This is a genomic window from Roseateles sp. P5_D6, assembly GCF_054049415.1.
This window is the reverse complement of record NZ_JBFUMK010000008.1, coordinates 202,849-221,563: the sequence shown is the minus strand read 5'-3', so window position 1 is coordinate 221,563 and position 18,715 is coordinate 202,849. Positions and strand designations below refer to the sequence as shown.

The following is an 18,715-nucleotide window of genomic DNA, read 5'->3' as shown; positions in this document are numbered from 1 at the left end:
CGCTGACATGGCATCCGCTGAGATCGCCTTCTGGGTGGTGGCCCTGCTGGTCGTGCTGGCCCTGCTGTTCGACTTCATGAACGGCTTCCACGACGCGGCCAACTCCATCGCCACCGTCGTCTCCACCGGCGTGCTGAAGCCGCAGCAGGCCGTGCTGTTCGCCGCCTTCTTCAACGTCGTCGCGATCGCCATCTTCCAGCTCAAGGTGGCGGCCACCGTGGGCAAGGGCATCGTCGAGCCGGGTGTGGTGGATCACCATGTCGTCTTTGGTGCGCTGATCGGCGCCATCGCCTGGAACTTCATCACCTGGTGGTGGGGCATCCCGTCCAGTTCCTCGCATGCGCTGATCGGTGGCATTGCCGGCGCCGTCGTCGCCAAGGCGGGGCCGTCGGCCCTTGTCGCTGGTGGCATCTGGAAGACCGTTGCCTTCATCATCGTGTCGCCTTTGCTGGGCTATCTACTGGGTTCGCTGATGATGGTCATCGTGGCCTGGGTTTGCCGGCACAAGTCACCGATACGCATCGACCGCTGGTTCCGGCGGCTGCAGCTCGTGTCGGCTGGCCTGTACAGCCTGGGCCACGGTGGCAACGACGCGCAGAAGACCATCGGCCTGATCTGGATGCTGCTGATCGCCGCCGGCATGGTCAGCGTCGGCGACAAGGCACCGCCCAGCTGGGTCATCGTCGCCTGCTACATCGCCATCGGCATGGGCACGATGTTTGGCGGCTGGCGCATCGTGCAGACGATGGGGCAGCGCATCACCAAGCTCAAACCGGTGGGCGGCTTCTGTGCCGAGACGGGCGGGGCCATCACGCTGTTCCTGGCGACGGCTCTGGGCATCCCGGTGTCGACGACGCACACCATCACCGGCGCCATCGTCGGCGTGGGCTCGGTGCAGCGTCCGTCGGCCGTGCGCTGGGGCGTGGCCGGCAGCATCGTCTGGGCCTGGATCTTCACGATCCCGGCCGCGGCGCTGATGGCCGGCATCTGCTACTGGGTCAGTTTCATTCTCTACTGACCGGCCTGCGATTCGAAATAGCGCTGGGCGCTGAAGGCGATGGTCGCCATCAGCGCCGTTCCGCCGAACAGCAGGCAGAGCACGACGCCGATGACGGCGGCCCAGCCGCCCGTGCTGGCCGGCCGGCCGGCATTGAAGCGGGCGTTCCAGCGCTCATCCGGCATCAGCCCGTAGACGATGCCGCCGAGCAGGGCGGCGACGAGGCTGGCGCCCAGCAGCGGAATCAGCAACCACGCCAGGCGATCGTCCTGGCCGAGGGTGTCCATGCGCTGTACGCCGAGCAGACCGAGCAGCGTCGGCACGGGGAACAGCCAAGCCCAGCGGTCCTTGAGCCCATACAGATAGAAGCGGTGCAGGCCGAAGACACCGACCAGCAAGGCCAGCCAGGTCGCAACGGCCTTGTGTTTCGTGACGCCGCTCATTCGGCGGCGGCGCTGTCACCCAGGCCCAAGGTGTGCTGCATCAACACGACGTCCAGCCAGCGGCCGAACTTCCAGCCTGCGCTTTTCAGCACGCCGGTGTGCTCGAAGCCAAGCGCCGTGTGCACGCCGACGGAGCCGGCATTGGCCGCGTCGCCGATGACGGCCAGCATCTGGCGCGCGCCGGCCGCTTCGCAGCGGGCCATCAGTTCGGCCAGCAGCAGCCGGCCCACGCCCTGGCCCTGTGCGGCGGGCGACAGGTAGATCGAGTCTTCGACACAGAAACGATACGCCAGGCGGGGGCGGAAGTAGTTGGCATAGGCATAGCCCAGCACTTCGCCGCCGCGCTCGGCCACCAGCCAGGGCAGATTGCGGCTCAGCACCTCGGCGCGGCGGCGGCCCATCTCGTCGACTCCGGGCACCTCGGTTTCGAAGGTGCCGGTGCCTTCCAGCACGGCGTGGGCGTAAATGGCCTGGATGGCGGCCAAGTCGGCGTCAGTGCTGGGGCGGATCGTCAGGGGCAGGGTGATGGGGGCGGGCTGTGACATTTGTCGGTTTTGGGGACTGCGCAAGAGGAGCTTGATCGAGTTTATAATGCTGGGTTTTCGGCTCTGGTCGCAGATGGCTGCGGCGTATCTACAGAGCCTACCCCGGCAGGGGTTCCTGCCATTCGACTTGTCGCTACTTGAGTGTCTCCTCGTGCGGTGGTCACCCAATTTTTAGGAAACATCATGGTTGTGATTCGTCTGGCCCGCGGCGGCTCCAAGAAGCGCCCCTTCTACAACATCGTCGTCGCCAACAGCCGCCAGCGCCGTGACGGCCGCTTCATCGAGCGCGTCGGCTTCTACAACCCCGTCGCTTCCGGTTCCGCCGAGAAGCTGCGCGTCGAGCAGGACCGCGTGAGCTACTGGATCGGTGTCGGCGCCCAGCTGTCGCCCACGGTGGCCCGCCTGGTGGGTGACGCCAAGACGGCCGCTGTCGCCGCCTAAGCAGGCGTGGCAGGCAACAAGCCTCAGCAAGACGGCGCCTCGGCGCCGTCTTTTGCTTCCTGGCCCGAAGATCTGCTGCCGGTGGGCCGCATCCTTGATGCCTGGGGCATCAAAGGCGGCCTCAAGGTGCAGGCCTACTCGGCCGACGCGGACGCGTTGTTCAGCGCCAAGCGCTGGTATCTGAAGTCGACCGGCCCCAAGCCCAGCCAACTGGTGTTGGCCGTGAAATCGGTGCGCGAGCAGGGCGAGGGCATCGTCGCCGTCGCCGAAGGGGTGGACGACCGCAATGCCGCCGAAGCGCTGCGGGGCCACGAGATCCACATTCCCCGCAGCGACTTTCCGCGCACACCCGACGGCGAGTACTACTGGGTTGACCTGATCGGCCTGGACGTCATCAATCGCGAGTCCGAGGCCTTGGGACGAGTGATCGGCCTCATCGACACCGGTCCGCATGCCGTGCTGCGCATCCTGCCGCCAGGCGTGGAAGAGCCCGCCAAGCCGGACCAGGAGCGCTTGATCCCCTTCGTCGGGCGTTTCATCGACGACGTCAGCCTGGAAGACCGGCGTATCCGCGTCGACTGGGGCCTGGACTTCTGACCGAAGCCATGCGCTTCGACGTCCTGACGATCTTCCCGGAGCTGTTCGCGCCGCATCTGACGCATGGCGTCACGCGGCGCGCCTTCGAGAGCCGTCAGGTCGACGTGCGGCTGTGGTTGCTGCGCGATTTCGCCGAGGACAACTACCGCCGCGTCGACGACCGTACCTATGGCGGCGGCCCAGGCATGGTCATGCTGGCCGAGCCGCTTGAAAAGGCGCTCACCGCTGTCAAGGCGGATCGTGGCGAGGCGGCGCCCGTCGTCATCCACTTCACCCCGACCGGCGCGCGAATCGATCAGGCCCGCGTGCAGGATCTCGCTGCGGGCCCGGGTGCCGTCCTGCTTTGCGGCCGCTACGAGGGCATCGACCAGCGCGTGCTGGACCGTCATGTGACCTTGGAACTCAGCCTGGGCGACTTCGTGCTTTCGGGCGGCGAGCTCCCGGCGCTCGCTCTCCTGGACGCCGTCGCACGGCTGCAGGAGGGGGTCCTTGGCGACGCCAAATCCCACGAGCAGGACAGCTTCTCTGATGGCCTGCTGGACTGCCCGCACTACAGCCGCCCCGAAGTCCTGGCCGATGGTCGCGGCGTGCCGCCCGTGCTGCTGTCGGGCCACCACGCCGACATCCGGCGCTGGCGCCGCGAGCAGTCTCTGGTGCTGACGGCCGCGCGCCGGCCCGACCTGATTGCCGCCGCCCGCGCCGCCGGCCGCCTCAGCAAGGCCGATGAATCCTTCCTGGCCAAGCTCTAGGCTAAACCCGCGGCCCAGGCTACACTAGCGGGCTGTCCGATCCTCTGGCGGGGCGAGTGGCTGGGTCCTATACAGGGAGCCAGCTGCAAACATCCCGATAAATAGCGTCTCGCCAAGATCTCCAGGAGTACAGATGAACCTGATCCAAACCCTTGAGCAAGAAGAAATTGCTCGCCTGAACAAGACCATCCCGCCCTTCGCCCCTGGCGACACGGTGATCGTCAGCGTCAACGTCGTTGAAGGCACCCGCAAGCGCGTGCAGGCCTACGAAGGCGTCGTGATTGCCAAGCGCAATCGCGGCCTGAACAGCAGCTTCATCGTCCGCAAGATCTCCAGCGGCGAAGGCGTCGAGCGGACCTTTCAGCTCTACAGCCCGCTGATCGCCACGATCGAAGTCAAGCGCCGCGGTGACGTCCGTCGCGCCAAGCTGTACTACCTGCGCCAGCGTTCGGGCAAGTCGGCTCGAATCAAAGAGAAGCTGGCTTAATCAGCCGGTTCCTACCGCCAAAGCCGCCAGGGCGTACGCTCTCGGCGGCTTTTGTTTTTCTGTCGCATGACCCGCCCCGCTATCACCCAGCCCCAACTCGTGCCGGTCACGAGCATCGATGATCATCTCCCGGCAGTGCCAGACTTGGCGCTGACGGCTTCGGCCATACGGGCGCGCCTGGCGGAGGTGGCGGCCTGGACGCCTGAGTTCGTCGGCGACGGGGGTCTCTTCGCCAATCGCGAGCCGTCTGGTGCCGCTGTGCTCATCCCGCTGGTGCAGCGAGAGGCAGGCTTGAACCTGCTGCTGACCCGGCGTACCGACCATCTGCGCGATCACGCCGGCCAGATCAGCTTCCCCGGCGGCCGTGTCGAGCCCGAGGACGATGGTCCCGTCGCGACCGCGCTGCGGGAGACCGAGGAGGAGATCGGCCTGTCGCGCCAGCACATCGAGATCATTGGCCAGTTGCCGGTCTATTCGACAGTGACGGCCTTTCAGGTGACGCCTGTGGTGGCTCTTGTCGAACCCGGCTTCACATTGACGCTGGATGATTTCGAGGTCGCCGAAGCCTTCGAGGTGCCACTGGCCTTCCTGATGGATCCGGCCCACCACCGCCACCACCGTTTCGAGTTCGCGGGCGCCGAGCGGCGCTTTCTGTCCATGCCCTGGCAAGGGCCCGAACGCGAGTACTTCATCTGGGGCGCGACCGCCGCGATGTTGCGCAACTTCTACCGTCTTCTCAGCGGCGCCTGAGCGCGCCACTATCATCCCGGCCCATGAATTTCTTCGCGGTGCTGCTGGCCCTGTTGTGTGAGCAACTCAAGCCCCTGAGGCATGGCAACCGCGTGCACCAGTCGGTCATCGGCTGGGTGCGCTGGACGGGCCGCAACTTCGACGCTGGCGACGAGCACCATGCTGCCGTCGTCTGGGCCATCACGGTTCTGGTGCCGGGCCTGGCCGTTGCGCTGATCTACTGGGCGCTGCGCCATTTCAGCGTGCTGCTCGCCCTAGGGCTGGACGTCCTCATCCTGTATCTGACGCTGGGCTTCCGGCAGTTCAGCCACTACTACACCGACATCCGTGATGCCCTCGAGCGCGGCGACGACGCCACCGCGCGCCAGTTGCTGGCCGAATGGCGCCACCTGGATGCCAGCGAGTTGCCGCGCACCGAGCTAATCCGACATGTCATCGAGCATTCGCTGCTCGCCGCGCATCGCCATGTCTTCGGCGTGTTCTTCTGGTTCATCGTCTGCTCGACCGTCGGCCTGGGGCCGGCAGGCGCGGTGGTCTACCGCATGGCCGAATTCGCTGGCCGCTACTGGGCCTTCAAGAGCCGCACGCTGGACGCACCGACCAACACCCGCCTGTTGGCCTTGTCGCGTCAGGCTTTCACCTGGATTGACCACCTGCCCGCACGGCTGACAGCCACCGGCTTTGCCATCGTCGGCAACTTCGAAGAGGCCGTGAATGGCTGGCGCCGCGACGCCAGCCTCTGGCTGCATTCCAACGAGGGCATCATCCTCGCATCCGCTGCTGGCGCTGTGGGCCTGCAGCTCGGCGGCGCGGCGGCGCCTGGCGTCACGCCGGATCGCAGCAAGACCTTCGATGCCGGTACCGAACCCGAGTTCACCGGCGCCGCCGGCTCCACGGCCGGCGCACCGCCGCAGCTCGGTCATCTGCAAAGCGTCGTCGGCCTCGTCTGGCGTTCCGTCGTGCTGTGGATGCTGCTGCTCGCGCTGCTGACCCTGGCCAACCTCGTCGGCTAGTCATGGTGCCCCTCGTCCAGTCTCGCCGCGCTGAACGCGGGCGAGCCCGGCCGGTCCCCCAAGGGGACGGCGATGCTTGCCGGTTTGACCGGCAAGCTCATCGCCTGAGCGGGCCGGCTCGGGAGCGGCCCAGCGCTCGGCCCGCCGATATCAAGCAAAGCAATTGAAATGAACTTTCCCAACCTGCCGGCCCTGGCCGAGCCCGGACTTGCTGCGCGCGTGCAGCACGCCATCGACCACAAGACCAAGCCTCTGGGCGCCCTCGGCCGCATCGAGGCCCTGGCCCTGCAGCTCGCGCTGATCCAGGGTGTGGAGCGGCCCGCGCTGCGCGAGCCGCAGCTTGTCGTCTACGCGGCCGACCATGGCCTGTCCCGGCGCGGCGTATCGGCCTACCCGCGTGAGGTCACCCCGCAAATGGTGGCCAACATGCTGGCCGGCGGTGCGGCCGTGTCCGTGCTGGCGCGTCAACAAGGTCTGGCGCTGACGATCGCCGACTGTGGCGTCGATGCGCCGCTGGCCGACGGGGCCGTCGACCTGCGCATTGCTGCGGGCACGGCCGACGCGAGCGTCGGGCCGGCGATGACGGCCGAACAAGCCGAGCGTGCGCTGCGCAATGGCATGGCCCTCGTCGAGCGCTTGCCCGGCAATGCGCTGCTGCTGGGTGAGATGGGGATCGGCAACACTTCGTCGGCCAGCCTCTTGATGCAGCGCCTGACGGGTTTGCCGCTGGCCGAATGTGTGGGGCGCGGCACCGGTCTGGATGACGCCGGCCTGGGCCGCAAGCTTGGCGTGCTTGCAGAGGCGCTCGCGGCCAACACTGACGCCGAGACCCCGTTGCAGCTCGCCGCGGCTCTCGGCGGTTTCGAAATCCTCACCATGGCCGGCAGCGTCATGGCCGCCGCCGCGCAGCGCCGAGTCATCGTCGTCGATGGCTTCATCACGACGGCTGCCGTCGCGCTGGCCGAGGCGCTGCGCCCCGGCTTGTTGGCGGCCTGCGTGTTCGCCCATCGCTCGGCCGAGGGGCCCCATGCGCGCTGGCTGCAACAACTGGGTGTGCGCCCGCTGCTGGACCTGGACCTGCGCCTGGGCGAGGGCAGTGGTGCGGCGCTGGCCTGGCCACTGCTGACGGCCGCCTGTGCGCTGCTGGCCGACATGGCCAGCTTCGACAGCGCCGGCGTCAGCAACCGCGAGTAGCCCTGTGCGGCTTTTCCTTGTTGCATTGCAGTTCCTGACGCGGCTGCCGGTGCGGCTGGAGGGCTTCGAGCCGGCCTGGCTGAACGATTGCGTGCGGCACTTCCCGCTGGTGGGCGCGCTGGTCGGCGGCGTTGGCGCAGTGGTGCTGGCGGGGGCCGGTCATTTGTGGCCGGCCTGGGTGGCCGCGGTGCTGGCACTGGCGGCCACCGTCGCGTTGACCGGCGGGTTTCACGAGGATGGCCTGGCCGACACCTTCGATGCCTTGGGCGGCGTGGTCAGCCGCGACAAGGCGCTGGCGATCATGAAGGATTCGCGCATCGGCAGCTATGGCGCTTTGGCGCTGGGCCTGAGCTTGTTGCTACGCGCCGCGCTGTTGGCCGTATTGGCGACGCGGCCGCTGCTGGGTGCCGTGGCCGCCTTGCTGGCCAGCCACGCCTTTGCTCGCGCGGCGGCCGTGGGCGTGATGGTCAGCCTGCCCTACGGCGGCGATGCGGAGCATGCCAAGGCCAAGCCACTGGCAATGGCCGTGGCGCTCCGCAATTTCGCCATCGCGCTGGGCTGGTGCGGCTTGCTGTTGCTGGCGCTCGCCGCCGGAGGCGTTGATCTGCCGCGCTTGCTGGCCGCCGCAGGCGCAGCAGCGGTTGCCGCAGTACTGATGCACCAATGGCTGAAGCGCCGCCTCGGCGGCTACACCGGCGATGGGCTGGGCGCGACCGAGCAACTGGCCGAGATCGCCGTGCTGCTGGCCTTCACGGCCTCGTTCTGAAGCCTGTGTTCACGATCTGGCGCCACCCCAAGCCCATCGGTGCTGCGGGTCGCTGCATCGGTGGCCGCACCGACCTTCCCGTCGACCCGCGCAAAGCCAAGCGCCTGGCCCATCGCATTCGCACGCATGCACGCCTGCAGGGGCTGCCGCGCGAGGTCGTCACGTCGCCGCTCGCGCGCGCCGCGTCGGTGGGGCATTGGCTGAAGCGATGGGGCTTCCTGTGGTGCGTCGACCCAGCCTTGGCGGAGATGGACTTCGGCCGCTGGGACGGCCAGCCCTGGAGCGCCATCTCCGCGGCGGAATTCGAGCGCTGGACGCGCGACTTCAGCGGCTTCGAGTTCGACGGTGGCGAGTCGCTCAATGCGCTGCTGCTGCGCGCGGCCGCCTGGCAGCCCCCATGTGCCCTGGCCGTGGGCCACGGCGGCTGGATCAATGCCCGGGCATGGCGCGGCGATCCGCCCACGCCGGCCCGGTGGCCCAAGCCGTTGGCCTATGCAGCCAGCCGGTCCGGCGATTTCTGAAACCGGCGGCGCAAGGCCGCCGTGACGGCAGGCGTGGCCCGCATCGCCGGGGCCTCGATGAAGCGATAGCTGGCATGGCTGACCAGCACGAGGACCGGCGCCAGTGCCAGCACCCAACCCCAGTGCACGGCCGCAGGCAAGGCGGCTCCCGGCTGATCTGCCCCCAGCACGAAATGAAAGAGGCTGAACAGCAAAAAGCCGTGCAACAGATAGATGCTGTAGGCCGACTCACCCAGCAGGCGCGAGACCGGGTGCAGCAGCAGGCCGAAGAGGCTGTTGCCGCAGGCGATCAGCACGAAGGCCAGCGTCATCAGCGCAAGCGCACCATAGTCAGTACCCAGGGGGAACAGCGTGACCGCCGCTGCCAGGCATGCCAGGATCAACACGCTGGCCAAGTGGCTGGCGGCCCAGCGGCACAGCCGTGCCGAGCGGGAGCCCACCGCGGCCGCAATGCCGCCGGCAAACGCCCACAGGTACACAGGTTGTGCGGGCCAGTTCAGCAGGGCGGTGACAGACACCAGGCCCAACAGCAGATAGGGCCAGCGCGGCAGCACGCCGACCGTCAGCGCGAGCAGTGGCAGGACGCCGTAGAAGAACCACTCATAGGGCAGGGACCAGGTCACGCCGGCGACAACGATCTTGGTCACCTCGATCTGGTTGATCGGTGGGTTGCCGTACATCGTGAAGCCCAGCCAGCGCAGGGCCTGCTTGGTGACGGTGCGGGCCGGCTCATGCAGCTCGCCGCCCGACAGCACGGCGACCGTCGTGAACAGCAGCAGCATGACGAAGAGATACAGCGGCACGAGGCGCAGCACGCGCGACACGACGAGCTGCAGCCAGTCCAGCGGCCGCTGGCGGGCGGCGATCAGCTTGGAGAAGAACAGGAAGCCCGTGATCATGAAGAACAGGGCGACGCTGCTGTGACCCAGATGGGTGTAGAGCCGCGATGGCGGCAGCTTCCACTCACCACTGTGCTGATAGAAGTACCAGATGCAGCCGTGATGCAGGAAGACACCCAGGGCCAGATAGCCGCGCAAGCCGTCGATGCTCGCGAAGCGGCCCGGTGCGGGCGGCGCACCGACACGCCGCCGCAGCAGCGCCGCCGTGGCAAAAGCCAGCAGCAGCGCCGCAACCGCAGGCAGCGGGCTGACCGGGCCGAGCAGGTCCAAAGCCGGGCCTACTTCAGCACCGTCTGCTGCATGAACAGCACGGTCGCGTAGAACTGGAAGTCCTGGTTGTCCTTCTTCTGGAAGCCATGGCCTTCGTTTTCGGCGCGCAGATACCAGACCGGCGTGCCACCCTGGCGCACGGTCGCGACGATCTGCTCGGCCTCGGTGTAGGGCACGCGCGGGTCGTTCTTGCCCTGGATGACGAAGAGGGGCTTCTTGATCCGGACCGCGTTGGTCAGCGGCGAGATCTTGTCCAGGTGGGCCTTCATCGCCGGGTCGCGCTCATCGCCGTATTCAACCCGGCGCAGGTCGCGGCGGTAGCTCTCGGTGTTGTTCAGGAAGGTCACGAAGTGCGAGATGCCGACGACATCGATGGAGCCGGCGATGCGGTCGGCGTAGTTCGTCGACACAGCCAGCGTCATGTAGCCGCCGTAGCTGCCGCCGGTGACGAGCACGCGCGAGGCGTCGAGGTCGGGCTGGGTCGCAATCCAGTCGAGCAGGGCGCCGACGTCCTTGACCGAGTCCTCGCGCTTGAAGCCGTTGTCCATCGCCAGGAAGCTCTTGCCGTAGCCGCTGGAGCCGCGCACATTGGGCTGGATCAGGGCCATGCCCAGCTCCTGCACGTAGTAAGCGTTGCGGCCCAGGAAGCCGAAGCTGGCCTGCGACTCGGGGCCGCCGTGGATGGAGATCAGCACCGGGCGCTTGCCGGAGAACTTCTTCGGTGGGGCGGTGAGCAGGCCCGAGATCGTCGTGCCGTCAAAGCTCTTCCAGCGCACGATCTTCTGCTCGCTGAAAGCGGCAGTGTCGACACCAGGCGCGGCTGTGGCGCGCGTCCATTGCTGGACCTTGCCGTCCGTGCCCAGCGAATAGATCTGGCTCGGGCCCTGGGCATTGCTGATTGAGAAAGCGAGCTCACCGCGACCGTTGTGGTAGGAAGCGGCGCCGACATTGCCCTCGGGCAGTTTCGGCAGGGCGGCGGCCGGTACTTCCTTGGCAGTCGCCGCATCGAAGAAATGCAGCTCGTCGCGGCCATCCACATTGAACTGGGCCGCCAGCCTGGCACCGTCCTCGGTCAGCGTGACACCGCTGACGTCCCAAGGGATGTGGCTGCTGACACGGTCGATGCGGCCGCTGGCGAGATCCAGCTTCATCAGCTCGCGGAACTCGCCGGCGCGGTCGCTGGCAATCCACAGCGTGCGGCCGTCCGGCGCCCAGCCGGCGGGTGAGTAGGTGGCCTTGGCCTCCTGGCTGCCCGCCGTCGGCGCGACTTGCTTGGCCACACCGCTGTCCAGGTCCAGCATCCAGATTTGCGATTCATTGGCCGACAGATAGCGCGTCAGCGACACCAGGCGCTCGTCGGGCGAGGGGCGGCCGGCAAACCAGCCGCCGCCGTCCAGCTCGGCCAGCTTGCGCCGCGCCTCGGGCTTTTCGGGGTCCATCAACCACAGCGTGGTGGTGATCTTGGTGCGCGTGCCGCCCTGGGCGGTGCGGTCGATGGGCACCGATGAGTAGACGAGCTGGCCGCTCCTGCGCAGCCAGGTGTTGATTGAGTGGCGCTCGTCGGGGTTGGTCAGCAGCACTGGCTGAGCGCCAGCCTGGTTCAGCGGCAGGCGATAGAGCTGCGCGACTTCGTTGCCACCGGTGGCGCGCTCGAAGACGATGTACCGACCGTTGCGCGGTTCGTAGGTCGCGCGCACGACCGGGTCGATGCCGTCGGTGAGCTGCTCGCCATCGGTCAGCGGTGTCGTCATGCGAATGATCTGCGCCGTGTTGGCACCGGCCTTGCGGTGGCTGACCAGCATCTCGCGCTGGGTCGGGTGCCAGTCGGCGAAGGCATGGCCGCGGAAGTCGTTGTAGCGGCCGATGGCGTCAGCCAGGCTCTGGGGCACGGGCGGGATGCCCTGGATCACCAGGTTCGCATTGGACGCAACGACGGCCGTGGAGACCGGTGCCGGCGCAGGCGAAGAGGCGCAGGCGGCCAGCAATGCTGTGCCGAGTGCGCAAAGAGAAAGACGCAAACGAATCATGTGGGGCCTCAAAAGGAAATGGGCGCTCGAAGCGCCCATTCTCGACTGGCCCGGACTCGGGTCTAACCCGCTATGCCTTGGGTCATGCGGTCTGCTGGATGCCGGCAATCAGCCAGCCGTCACCGGCCTTGACCAGATGCCAGATCTCGTCGAAGTCCTCCGCGGCCTGTTCGCTCTTCTCGCGCACCAGGCCCGAGAAGCGCACGGAGACGATCTGTTCCCCGGTCTCCGTCGCGACGTCGACGACGCTGGCATCGAGCTGCAGCACCTCGGTGCGCTGAGCCTGGGCGCCGCGCTCCAGCAGATCGTGCTGGATGTTGGCGTACATCTGCGGCGTCGTGAAGCGGCGCAGGTCGGCCTGGTCGCCGGCGTCGTTGGCGGCCTGCAGGCGGATGAAGACCTGCTTGGCGAGCTTCTCGAAGCCCGCGGCGTCGAAGCCTGCGGAGGCGGCGGCAGCGCCGGAAACCGGGGCCGCTGCCGGATTCCACGCCGGCTCGGCCGCCCGGAAGTTGGCGCCGTTGGCGCTGGCGAGCTGCGGCTTCGGCGCGGCGAAGCGGCGCACCAGAAAGCGAATCACGAAGACCGCCACCAGGCCGAGCAGCACCATCGTCATGATGCTGGCCAGTTCGCCGCCAAAACCGAAGTGGCTGGCCAGCGCGGCCAGGCCCAGGCCTGCAGCCAGGCCGGCAATGGGGCCAAGCCAGGAGCGTTTGGGCGCCGCAGCGGGAGCGGCCGCGGGTGTTGCAGCAGCCTGTTTGCCGGGAGCAGCTTGCTGGGGCGCAGGCTGCTGGGCGGGCGGCGTTTGTGGCGCGGTCTGGGTAGGCACGCTGCGCTTCAGGCCACCACTGGAGAGGCGTTTGGCCTCGGCGTCATGGGCGGGCAGCGTGACGGCCAGCAGGGTGGCGAGGGTCACAGCAAAGATGCGGTTCAAGCGAGTTCTCCAGAAGCTTGGAAACGAACCGGCAGATGCAGGTTCGGATCAGGATTTTCAAGCGTCTCTGATATCGGAAACCACGGTTTTTCCGAAGTCTGGCCGCATGAGAAAGCGAACAATCGCCGCAGCCGTGTCGGCCGCCGTCTGCAACTGGCCGCCATCTTTCAGGCCCTGGAAGCGGGTTTGCTCGGGGAACCGGGTGGGGTCGGCGCCGCGCAATTGCACCTGCATGTCGGTGTCGATGACGCCCGGCGCCAGTGAGACGACGCCGACGCCAGGCTCTTCCAGGGCCAGGGCGCGGCTGAGATGGTCCAGCCCGGCCTTGATGGCGCAGTAGGCTGCGCTGCCGGCCATGGCGCGGCGGCCCAGGCCCGATGAGATGCTCAGGATGCGTCGCGTCGGCACGCCCACCGTTTCGGCCAGGAAGACACGGCTCAGCAGCGTTGGCGCTTCCAGGCCGACGCGTAGCGCGGCCGACAGGCTGGTGAGATCGGAGGACGCCAGCGGGCCGGGCTCGCTGAGCAGGGCGGCGTTGTTGACCAGCGTTGCACTTTCCCAGCGCTTGTTGGCGCGCAACCAGGCCTGCAGGTGTTCCGCAGCAGCAATCGGGTCCGCCAGATCAAGCGCCCATTGCTCCGCTTGCAGCGCCGGGTTGGTCTTGCGAGCGATGCCGATCACCGTGTTATCGGCTTGCGTGAGCTGTTGAACCAGTGCCGCGCCCAGGCCGCGTGAACTGCCGGTGACGATGTAGAGATGCATGCTCAGAACTCCGGTGGGCTGATGAAGTGATGGTCGCCGATTCGCAGTTCGCTGGCATGCAGCAGCAGGCGTGGGCTGGCGGCAGCGATGTCGGGCGCGGCATAGAGCGTGTCGCCCAGCATGGCATGCCCGATGGCGGCGAGATGCACGCGCAATTGATGGGTGCGACCGGTCAGGGGCTCGAGGGCCACGCGCGTGTGATCGCCTTCATGGCCGAGCACGCGCCAACGCGTCTGCGAGGGCTTGCCGTGTTCGAAGTTGACCTGCTGGCGCGGCCGGTTGGGCCAGTCGGCGCCGACCGGCAGGTCGATGAGGCCTTCGCCCTCGAGATGGCCGGCGACGACGGCGACGTAGAGCTTGTCGATGCGGCGCCCGGCGAAGTCGGCGCTGAGATCGCGTTGGGCGTCGAGGCCGCGGGCGAACAGCAGCAGGCCCGAAGTGGCCTGGTCGAGGCGATGCACGACCAACGCGTCGGGGTAGAGCATTTGCACGCGTGCGCTGGCGCAATCGGGCTCGCGGCGGCCCGGCACGCTGAGCAGGCCGGTGGGCTTGTCGATGACGACCAGGCGGTCGTCGGCGTGCAGCACCCGCATCAACGTGAAGAGACGAGGATGCCTGCTGCGATCAGCGCGAAGGCGACTCCGTGATACCAGGCCGGCGCGACGCCCAGCAGCGCCGCCGAGATGACGGCGGCAAACACCGGCGTGAGATTGACGAAGAAACCGGCCAACGCCGGCCCGGCCTCGGCCACGCCCAGGCCCCAGCAGCGGTAGGCAATCAGCGACGGACCGATGGCGACATAGGCGAGCACGGCGACCAGGGTCGGGCTCCAGTGGATGGCGGCCGGTGCAACGCCCTGTTCCACGCCCGCCGCCACGCCCGAGAACACCACGCCGAACATCAGCTGGGCCATCAGCATCTCGGCCCAGTTCCAGTCCGGCCGTTCGCCTGGGCGCAGCCCGCGCACCGGCCGCGCCAGCATCCAGGAGTAGATGGCCCAGGTGAAGAGGGCCAGGAGCATCAACAGGTCGCCGGGTACAAATTGCACGGCCAGCAGGGCGGCGGGGTCGCCGCGTGCGATAACGACGGCCACGCCGAGCAGCGACAGGGCTGCGCCGGCCAGCTGGCGGCGAGTCGGCTTCACGCCGTAGAAGACGGCACCCACGCCGAGCATCCAGACCGGCATGCTGGCGGTGATCAGCGTGACGTTCAGCGGCGACGAGGTGTGCAGCGCCAAGTATTGCAGCGAGTTGTAGCAACCCATGCCAAGAAAGCCCAGCCAGGCCAGACCACGCCAGCGCTTCAAGGCCTCCCGCGGGTCGGCCAGCAGGCGGCGGGCCAGCGGAGCCAGCAGCACGAAGGCGAGCAGCCAGCGCAACGCGTTCAGCGCCATCGGCGGGATGTCGTTGCGCACCATGCGGCCGATGACGGCGTTGCCGGCCCACAGCAGTGGTGGCAGCGTCAACAGCAGAGCAAGGCGTGGGGTCAGTTTCATCAGGCGCCGCCGCGTGGGCCAAAGGGCTGGCACGATACCGGACTCGCGAACAGGAGACGCCGCATGAGTGAAAAAGCCGTTGTCATCGAAGCTCCGGGCGGGGCCGAGCAACTGAAGCTGATGGACGTGGAGGTCGGCGCCCCAGGTCCGGGCGAGATCCGCATCCGCCACGAGGCCTGCGGGCTGAACTACATCGACGTCTACCACCGCAACGGCACCTACGCCTTGCCGCTGCCGGCGCGGCTGGGCATGGAAGGCGCGGGCGTTGTCGAGGCGGTGGGCGAGGGTGTCACCCACCTGAAGGCCGGCGACCGCGCGGCCTATGCCAGCAATCCACCGGGGGCATACGCGACCGCTCGTGTGATGCCCGCCAAATGCGTGCTCAAACTGCCTGACGCCATCGATTTCGAGACCGCCGCGGCCATGATGCTCAAGGGTCTGACGGTGCAATACCTGCTGCGCAAGACCCTGCCCCAGGGTGGCCTGCAGCCGGGCGACTTTGTGCTCTTTCACGCGGCGGCCGGCGGTGTCGGGCTGATTGCCTGCCAGTGGGCGCGCGCACTGGGCCTGCAGCTCATCGGCACCGCAGGCAGCGACGAGAAATGCCAGCTGGCGTTGGACAACGGCGCGGCACATGCCATCAACTACCGCCGTGATACGGACTTCGCCGCCAAGGTGCGCGAGATCACCGGCGGGCGCGGCGTGAAGGTGGTCTACGACTCGGTCGGCGCCGACACCTGGGAGGGCTCGTTGAACAGCCTGGCGCCCTTCGGCCTGCTGGCCAGCTTCGGCGGCGCCTCGGGCCCCGTGCCGCCCTTCAGCGTGAGCACGCTGGCGGCCAAGGGCTCCGTCTATGTGACACGGCCGACGCTGTTCACGCACATCGCCACGCGCGAGGCCACGCAGGCCATGGGCGACGAGCTGTTCGAGATGGTGGCCAGCAGCCAGGTCAAGATCCGCATCGACAAGCGCTATGCATTGGCGGACGCGGCCCAGTCCCACCGCGATCTGGAAGCCCGCCAGTTGGTGGGCAGCGCCGTGCTGCTGCCCTGAAACTTTAAGCCGGCGCCCGGCCGAGTTGCAGCTCGAAGCTGAAGGAGGAGCCGACGCCGGGCTCGCTCTCGACGGTGATCTCGCCACTCATCAGACTGACGAGTCGCTGCACGATGGTCAGCCCCAGGCCCGTGCCACCGTAGCGGCGCGTGATGCTGCCATCGGCCTGGGTGAAGGGGTCGAAGATCTGGCCGATCTGGTCGCGCGTCATGCCGATGCCGGTGTCGGTGACGGCCACGCGCAGCCGCAGGCGGTCGGGGCCGTCACCGTCGCGCGCGTCGGCCAGGGCGATTTCGATGCGCACTTCGCCGCGCTCGGTGAACTTCAATGCGTTGCCAATCAGGTTGATCAGCACCTGACGCAGCCGCAGCGCGTCGCCGACCAGCCACGACGGCACGCCGGGCTGTACGCGGGCGTGCAGCTGGATGCCCTTGTCATGCGCCTGTAGCAGCAGAGGCTGCAGGGATTCGCCGAGGCAGTCGTGCAGGCTGAAGGGCTGCTCGTCGATGACGATGCGGCCGGCCTCGATCTTGGCCACGTCCAGCAGGTCGTTGATGATGGTCATCAGCCCCTTGGCCGACTGGTGGGCCATGCCGATGAAGCGGCGCTGGCGCTCGTTGAGTTCGGTCTGCAGCACCAGTTCGGTCAGGCCGAGCACGCCATTCATCGGCGTGCGGATCTCGTGGCTCATATTGGCCAGGAAGCTGCTCTTGGCCTGGCTGGCAGTCTCGGCGGCCTCGCGTGCGGCGACCAGGGCCGCCTGGCTGGCCTTGAGATCGGCGATGTCGTGGGCATTGAAGAGCATGACCGTGTCGCCAGTGACCGGGTCGCGCATGGGCCGCGCGTCCAGTGCATGCCAACGCAGGCCGGCCAGCGTCTGCAACTCGACGTCCTGGTGGCAGGTCTGGCCGCGCTCCACGCGGCCCAGGATGCTGGCGGCATCGCCAATGTGAGCAAACAGGCGGGTGAACTCGGTCTGGTCGGGGCCGGGCGGCGTATCACCGAACGTCAGGGCCGCGGCCGGGTTGCGCATCAGCAGTTCGCCCTGGCCGAGGCCGAAAACGGCGATGCGCACCGAGGTGTGTTGCACAGCCTCAACGCCGCGCAGCATGGCGAGATCGGCACCACCGCCCAGCGAATCGGCCGCGAACAGCATGACCTGACGGCGTTCCGGCGTGCGCATGCCGCGCGACACCAGCATGACCGTCGTCGGCTCGCCCTTGGGATAGAGAGTCCACTGCTCGCGGACGATCTTGCCCTGCGCATGGTCGGCCGCCGTGACGGCCAGGCGCTCGCGCACGGCATCGCCATGCTCGGAAAAGTCGCGCGACAGGAATTCCTCGGCGCTGTCGGCATGCCAGAAGCGCAGGGCTGCGGCATTGGCCCAGAGGTTGCGCTGTTGTTCGGGGTCGAAGACCCACAGAGGAACGTCGAGCCAGTCGTAATGGCTCAGGCTGGCGAAGTCGAGGAGCATGTGGGCGCGTTGAGAGGCGCGCGATTGTCACCGCTCGTCACATCTGTCGCCCGTGAACTACTGCGCGGCCGCGCCGCGCAGGTTCAACCGCGGCGCACTCGGCGCAATTCGTCCAGGATCAGCAGGATGGCGCCGACGGTGATGGCGCTGTCGGCGACGTTGAAAGCAGGGAAATACCAGCTTCGAGCGTGAACCTGGATGAAGTCGACGACGTAGCCGTGGATGGCGCGGTCGATGACATTGCCTAGCGCGCCACCCAGAATCAGCGTCAACGCCCAAGCGAACAGCTTCTGGTGGCCGTGGCGGCGCAGCATCCAGATGATGAAGCCGGCCGCGGCCAGGCCCAGGCCGAGGAAGAACCAGCGTTGCCAGCCGGAGGCGCCATGCAGGAAGCTGAAAGCGGCGCCGAAGTTGTGGGCGCGCACGACGTCGAAGAAGCTGGTGACTGGGTGCACGTCACCGAGCTGGAAGGTGCGCAGGATGAGCACCTTGGTGAGCTGGTCGGCCAGGATGATGAGGGCGGCAATCAGCAGCCAGGAAGTCAGGCCGGAGGACGAGGACGACGAGCGAGAAGGCATGGAATGGGGTCGCGAGGCGAGGGCCGCCAATGTAACTTGCCGCCGAGCCGGGGCTTGTAGGCGCAGGAGAAGCGGCGTAGAAGCGGAACTCTCCCTGCTCGCTGGAGGATCCCATGCGAAAGCGCATCTACTGGTTGCTGCCCCACCTGAGCAGCGCGCGGCGCACGATGGACGAGCTGTTGCTCGCCCGCATCACCGAACACCACATCCATTTCGTCGCCGCCGAAGGTGCCGCGATGGACGGTCTTCACGCGGCCAATGTGCTGCAGACCTCTGACCTGGTCGAGGCGGCCCAGAACGGCGCGCTGATCGGCTCCGGCCTCGGCGCCGCGGGCGGCGTTGCGGCGGCCCTGGCGATCAGCGCGGCCTCTCCGGCGGCGGTCGTCATCGGCCTGGCGGCCGTAGGCGCCATGCTGGGCACCTGGTCGTCCAGCATGATCGGCAGCTCCACGCCGAGCCGGCGCTTGAAACGCTTCGAGGCGGCCATCGAGCAAGGCCAATACCTGCTCATCGTCGACGTGCCTCGCTCGCGCATCACCGAGATCGAGGAACTGCTGGCTCGCACCCACCCCGAAGCGCACTTCGAGGGGATGGAGCCGAACGTGCCTGCGTTCCCGTGAGCCCCTCGTCCGGCCTCAGCCCCCGAGGGGACGGCGATGCATGCGGCATTGAGCCGCATGCACATCGCCTGCGGGCCGACTTGGGACGGCCCGGCGTCGGTCC

At 67.7% G+C, this 18,715-nt stretch carries 22 protein-coding genes; 12 read left to right on the top strand and 10 right to left on the bottom strand.

From position 1 onward, the window contains the following. The first annotated feature begins 7 nt into the window (after positions 1–7). Positions 8–1,018, top strand: a complete 1,011-nt coding sequence (locus ACXJKM_RS13420) for an inorganic phosphate transporter (protein WP_056201908.1) — start codon at positions 8–10, stop codon at positions 1,016–1,018. On the opposite strand, the gene ACXJKM_RS13415 is transcribed toward ACXJKM_RS13420, so the two are convergent. Together ACXJKM_RS13415 and ACXJKM_RS13410 are read right to left on the bottom strand one after the other, a co-directional pair. Continuing rightward, positions 1,012–1,440 (bottom strand): TM2 domain-containing protein, encoded by a 429-nt coding sequence (locus ACXJKM_RS13415; RefSeq protein WP_056201911.1) that lies wholly within the window; start codon positions 1,438–1,440, stop codon positions 1,012–1,014. The genes ACXJKM_RS13420 and ACXJKM_RS13415 overlap by 7 nt on opposite strands. Then, positions 1,437–1,985 carry an N-acetyltransferase family protein gene (locus ACXJKM_RS13410; RefSeq protein WP_457352881.1) on the bottom strand — a complete coding sequence of 183 codons (549 nt, stop codon included), beginning with the start codon at positions 1,983–1,985 and terminating at the stop codon, positions 1,437–1,439. The genes ACXJKM_RS13415 and ACXJKM_RS13410 overlap by 4 nt, the downstream gene beginning before the upstream one ends. A gap of 183 nt (positions 1,986–2,168) precedes the next feature. Between ACXJKM_RS13410 and rpsP the strand changes: the two genes are divergently transcribed. The 9 genes from rpsP (at position 2,169) to ACXJKM_RS13365 (ending at position 8,503) form a co-directional block, all read left to right on the top strand. Beyond that, the gene (gene rpsP / locus ACXJKM_RS13405; RefSeq protein ID WP_056201913.1) at positions 2,169–2,426 is read left to right on the top strand and encodes a 30S ribosomal protein S16; all 258 of its coding nucleotides are present in this window, start codon (positions 2,169–2,171) and stop codon (positions 2,424–2,426) included. An 81-nt stretch (positions 2,427–2,507) separates the two neighbouring features. Then, positions 2,508–3,023: a ribosome maturation factor RimM gene (gene rimM, locus ACXJKM_RS13400; RefSeq protein ID WP_457352879.1), complete on the top strand. Its 516-nt coding sequence runs from the start codon at positions 2,508–2,510 to the stop codon at positions 3,021–3,023. Between the two features lie 8 nt (positions 3,024–3,031). Next, on the top strand, positions 3,032–3,772 hold the full coding sequence (gene trmD, locus ACXJKM_RS13395) for a tRNA (guanosine(37)-N1)-methyltransferase TrmD (protein ID WP_457352877.1): 741 nt from the start codon (positions 3,032–3,034) through the stop codon (positions 3,770–3,772). Positions 3,773–3,905: 133 nt separating this feature from the next. Further along, positions 3,906–4,259 (top strand): 50S ribosomal protein L19, encoded by a 354-nt coding sequence (gene rplS / locus ACXJKM_RS13390; protein ID WP_056201923.1) that lies wholly within the window; start codon positions 3,906–3,908, stop codon positions 4,257–4,259. Positions 4,260–4,325: 66 nt separating this feature from the next. Beyond that, positions 4,326–5,009 (top strand): CoA pyrophosphatase, encoded by a 684-nt coding sequence (locus ACXJKM_RS13385; protein WP_056201925.1) that lies wholly within the window; start codon positions 4,326–4,328, stop codon positions 5,007–5,009. Between the two features lie 23 nt (positions 5,010–5,032). Continuing rightward, a complete protein-coding gene (locus tag ACXJKM_RS13380; RefSeq protein WP_457352874.1) occupies positions 5,033–6,022 on the top strand; it encodes a CobD/CbiB family protein in 990 nt (329 codons plus the stop codon). Positions 6,023–6,190: 168 nt separating this feature from the next. Next, positions 6,191–7,216, top strand: a complete 1,026-nt coding sequence (gene cobT / locus ACXJKM_RS13375) for a nicotinate-nucleotide--dimethylbenzimidazole phosphoribosyltransferase (RefSeq protein ID WP_457352872.1) — start codon at positions 6,191–6,193, stop codon at positions 7,214–7,216. A 4-nt stretch (positions 7,217–7,220) separates the two neighbouring features. Beyond that, positions 7,221–7,982, top strand: a complete 762-nt coding sequence (cobS, locus tag ACXJKM_RS13370) for an adenosylcobinamide-GDP ribazoletransferase (RefSeq protein ID WP_457352870.1) — start codon at positions 7,221–7,223, stop codon at positions 7,980–7,982. A gap of 5 nt (positions 7,983–7,987) precedes the next feature. Next, positions 7,988–8,503, top strand: a complete 516-nt coding sequence (locus ACXJKM_RS13365; protein ID WP_457352868.1) for a histidine phosphatase family protein — start codon at positions 7,988–7,990, stop codon at positions 8,501–8,503. Here ACXJKM_RS13365 and ACXJKM_RS13360 read toward each other — a convergent pair. The 6 genes from ACXJKM_RS13360 to ACXJKM_RS13335 form a co-directional block, all read right to left on the bottom strand. Further along, the gene (locus ACXJKM_RS13360; RefSeq protein ID WP_457352866.1) at positions 8,473–9,672 is read right to left on the bottom strand and encodes an acyltransferase family protein; all 1,200 of its coding nucleotides are present in this window, start codon (positions 9,670–9,672) and stop codon (positions 8,473–8,475) included. The genes ACXJKM_RS13365 and ACXJKM_RS13360 overlap by 31 nt on opposite strands. A gap of 8 nt (positions 9,673–9,680) precedes the next feature. Beyond that, positions 9,681–11,699 (bottom strand): prolyl oligopeptidase family serine peptidase, encoded by a 2,019-nt coding sequence (locus tag ACXJKM_RS13355; RefSeq protein WP_457352864.1) that lies wholly within the window; start codon positions 11,697–11,699, stop codon positions 9,681–9,683. Between the two features lie 82 nt (positions 11,700–11,781). Next, positions 11,782–12,630: a Tim44 domain-containing protein gene (locus ACXJKM_RS13350; protein WP_457352862.1), complete on the bottom strand. Its 849-nt coding sequence runs from the start codon at positions 12,628–12,630 to the stop codon at positions 11,782–11,784. Between the two features lie 57 nt (positions 12,631–12,687). Further along, entirely contained in the window at positions 12,688–13,392 is a 705-nt protein-coding gene (locus tag ACXJKM_RS13345; RefSeq protein WP_457352860.1) for an SDR family NAD(P)-dependent oxidoreductase, read from the bottom strand. A gap of 2 nt (positions 13,393–13,394) precedes the next feature. Then, entirely contained in the window at positions 13,395–13,985 is a 591-nt protein-coding gene (locus ACXJKM_RS13340; protein ID WP_457352858.1) for a pseudouridine synthase, read from the bottom strand. Continuing rightward, positions 13,985–14,887: a DMT family transporter gene (locus ACXJKM_RS13335; protein ID WP_056201946.1), complete on the bottom strand. Its 903-nt coding sequence runs from the start codon at positions 14,885–14,887 to the stop codon at positions 13,985–13,987. Before ACXJKM_RS13335 ends, ACXJKM_RS13340 begins: the two co-directional genes overlap by 1 nt. A 63-nt stretch (positions 14,888–14,950) precedes the next feature. Between ACXJKM_RS13335 and ACXJKM_RS13330 the strand changes: the two genes are divergently transcribed. Continuing rightward, positions 14,951–15,940, top strand: a complete 990-nt coding sequence (locus tag ACXJKM_RS13330; RefSeq protein WP_056201948.1) for a quinone oxidoreductase family protein — start codon at positions 14,951–14,953, stop codon at positions 15,938–15,940. A 4-nt stretch (positions 15,941–15,944) separates the two neighbouring features. Here the strand turns inward: ACXJKM_RS13330 and ACXJKM_RS13325 are convergent, their stop codons facing one another. Continuing rightward, on the bottom strand, positions 15,945–17,414 hold the full coding sequence (locus tag ACXJKM_RS13325) for a hybrid sensor histidine kinase/response regulator (protein WP_056201951.1): 1,470 nt from the start codon (positions 17,412–17,414) through the stop codon (positions 15,945–15,947). An 83-nt stretch (positions 17,415–17,497) separates the two neighbouring features. Beyond that, positions 17,498–17,992 carry a signal peptidase II gene (lspA, locus tag ACXJKM_RS13320; protein ID WP_056201954.1) on the bottom strand — a complete coding sequence of 165 codons (495 nt, stop codon included), beginning with the start codon at positions 17,990–17,992 and terminating at the stop codon, positions 17,498–17,500. Between the two features lie 113 nt (positions 17,993–18,105). Between lspA and ACXJKM_RS13315 the strand changes: the two genes are divergently transcribed. Then, positions 18,106–18,612, top strand: a complete 507-nt coding sequence (locus tag ACXJKM_RS13315; protein ID WP_056201958.1) for a hypothetical protein — start codon at positions 18,106–18,108, stop codon at positions 18,610–18,612. The last annotated feature ends 103 nt before the right edge of the window (positions 18,613–18,715 follow it).

Excerpts from the sequence above, each read along its gene's own strand:
- rplS (WP_056201923.1), top strand. The coding sequence starts at position 3,906 with ATGAACCTGATCCAAACCCTTGAGCAAGAAGAAATTGCTCGCCTGAAC.
- ACXJKM_RS13380 (WP_457352874.1), top strand. The coding sequence starts at position 5,033 with ATGAATTTCTTCGCGGTGCTGCTGGCCCTGTTGTGTGAGCAACTCAAG.
- ACXJKM_RS13335 (WP_056201946.1), bottom strand. The coding sequence starts at position 14,887 with ATGAAACTGACCCCACGCCTTGCTCTGCTGTTGACGCTGCCACCACTG.
- trmD (WP_457352877.1), top strand. The coding sequence starts at position 3,032 with ATGCGCTTCGACGTCCTGACGATCTTCCCGGAGCTGTTCGCGCCGCAT.
- lspA (WP_056201954.1), bottom strand. The coding sequence starts at position 17,992 with ATGCCTTCTCGCTCGTCGTCCTCGTCCTCCGGCCTGACTTCCTGGCTG.
- ACXJKM_RS13330 (WP_056201948.1), top strand. The coding sequence starts at position 14,951 with ATGAGTGAAAAAGCCGTTGTCATCGAAGCTCCGGGCGGGGCCGAGCAA.
- ACXJKM_RS13415 (WP_056201911.1), bottom strand. The coding sequence starts at position 1,440 with ATGAGCGGCGTCACGAAACACAAGGCCGTTGCGACCTGGCTGGCCTTG.
- rpsP (WP_056201913.1), top strand. The coding sequence starts at position 2,169 with ATGGTTGTGATTCGTCTGGCCCGCGGCGGCTCCAAGAAGCGCCCCTTC.
- ACXJKM_RS13315 (WP_056201958.1), top strand. The coding sequence starts at position 18,106 with ATGCGAAAGCGCATCTACTGGTTGCTGCCCCACCTGAGCAGCGCGCGG.
- ACXJKM_RS13355 (WP_457352864.1), bottom strand. The coding sequence starts at position 11,699 with ATGATTCGTTTGCGTCTTTCTCTTTGCGCACTCGGCACAGCATTGCTG.
- ACXJKM_RS13420 (WP_056201908.1), top strand. The coding sequence starts at position 8 with ATGGCATCCGCTGAGATCGCCTTCTGGGTGGTGGCCCTGCTGGTCGTG.
- ACXJKM_RS13325 (WP_056201951.1), bottom strand. The coding sequence starts at position 17,414 with ATGCTCCTCGACTTCGCCAGCCTGAGCCATTACGACTGGCTCGACGTT.
- ACXJKM_RS13385 (WP_056201925.1), top strand. The coding sequence starts at position 4,326 with ATGACCCGCCCCGCTATCACCCAGCCCCAACTCGTGCCGGTCACGAGC.
- ACXJKM_RS13345 (WP_457352860.1), bottom strand. The coding sequence starts at position 13,392 with ATGCATCTCTACATCGTCACCGGCAGTTCACGCGGCCTGGGCGCGGCA.
- ACXJKM_RS13410 (WP_457352881.1), bottom strand. The coding sequence starts at position 1,985 with ATGTCACAGCCCGCCCCCATCACCCTGCCCCTGACGATCCGCCCCAGC.
- cobT (WP_457352872.1), top strand. The coding sequence starts at position 6,191 with ATGAACTTTCCCAACCTGCCGGCCCTGGCCGAGCCCGGACTTGCTGCG.
- ACXJKM_RS13340 (WP_457352858.1), bottom strand. The coding sequence starts at position 13,985 with ATGCGGGTGCTGCACGCCGACGACCGCCTGGTCGTCATCGACAAGCCC.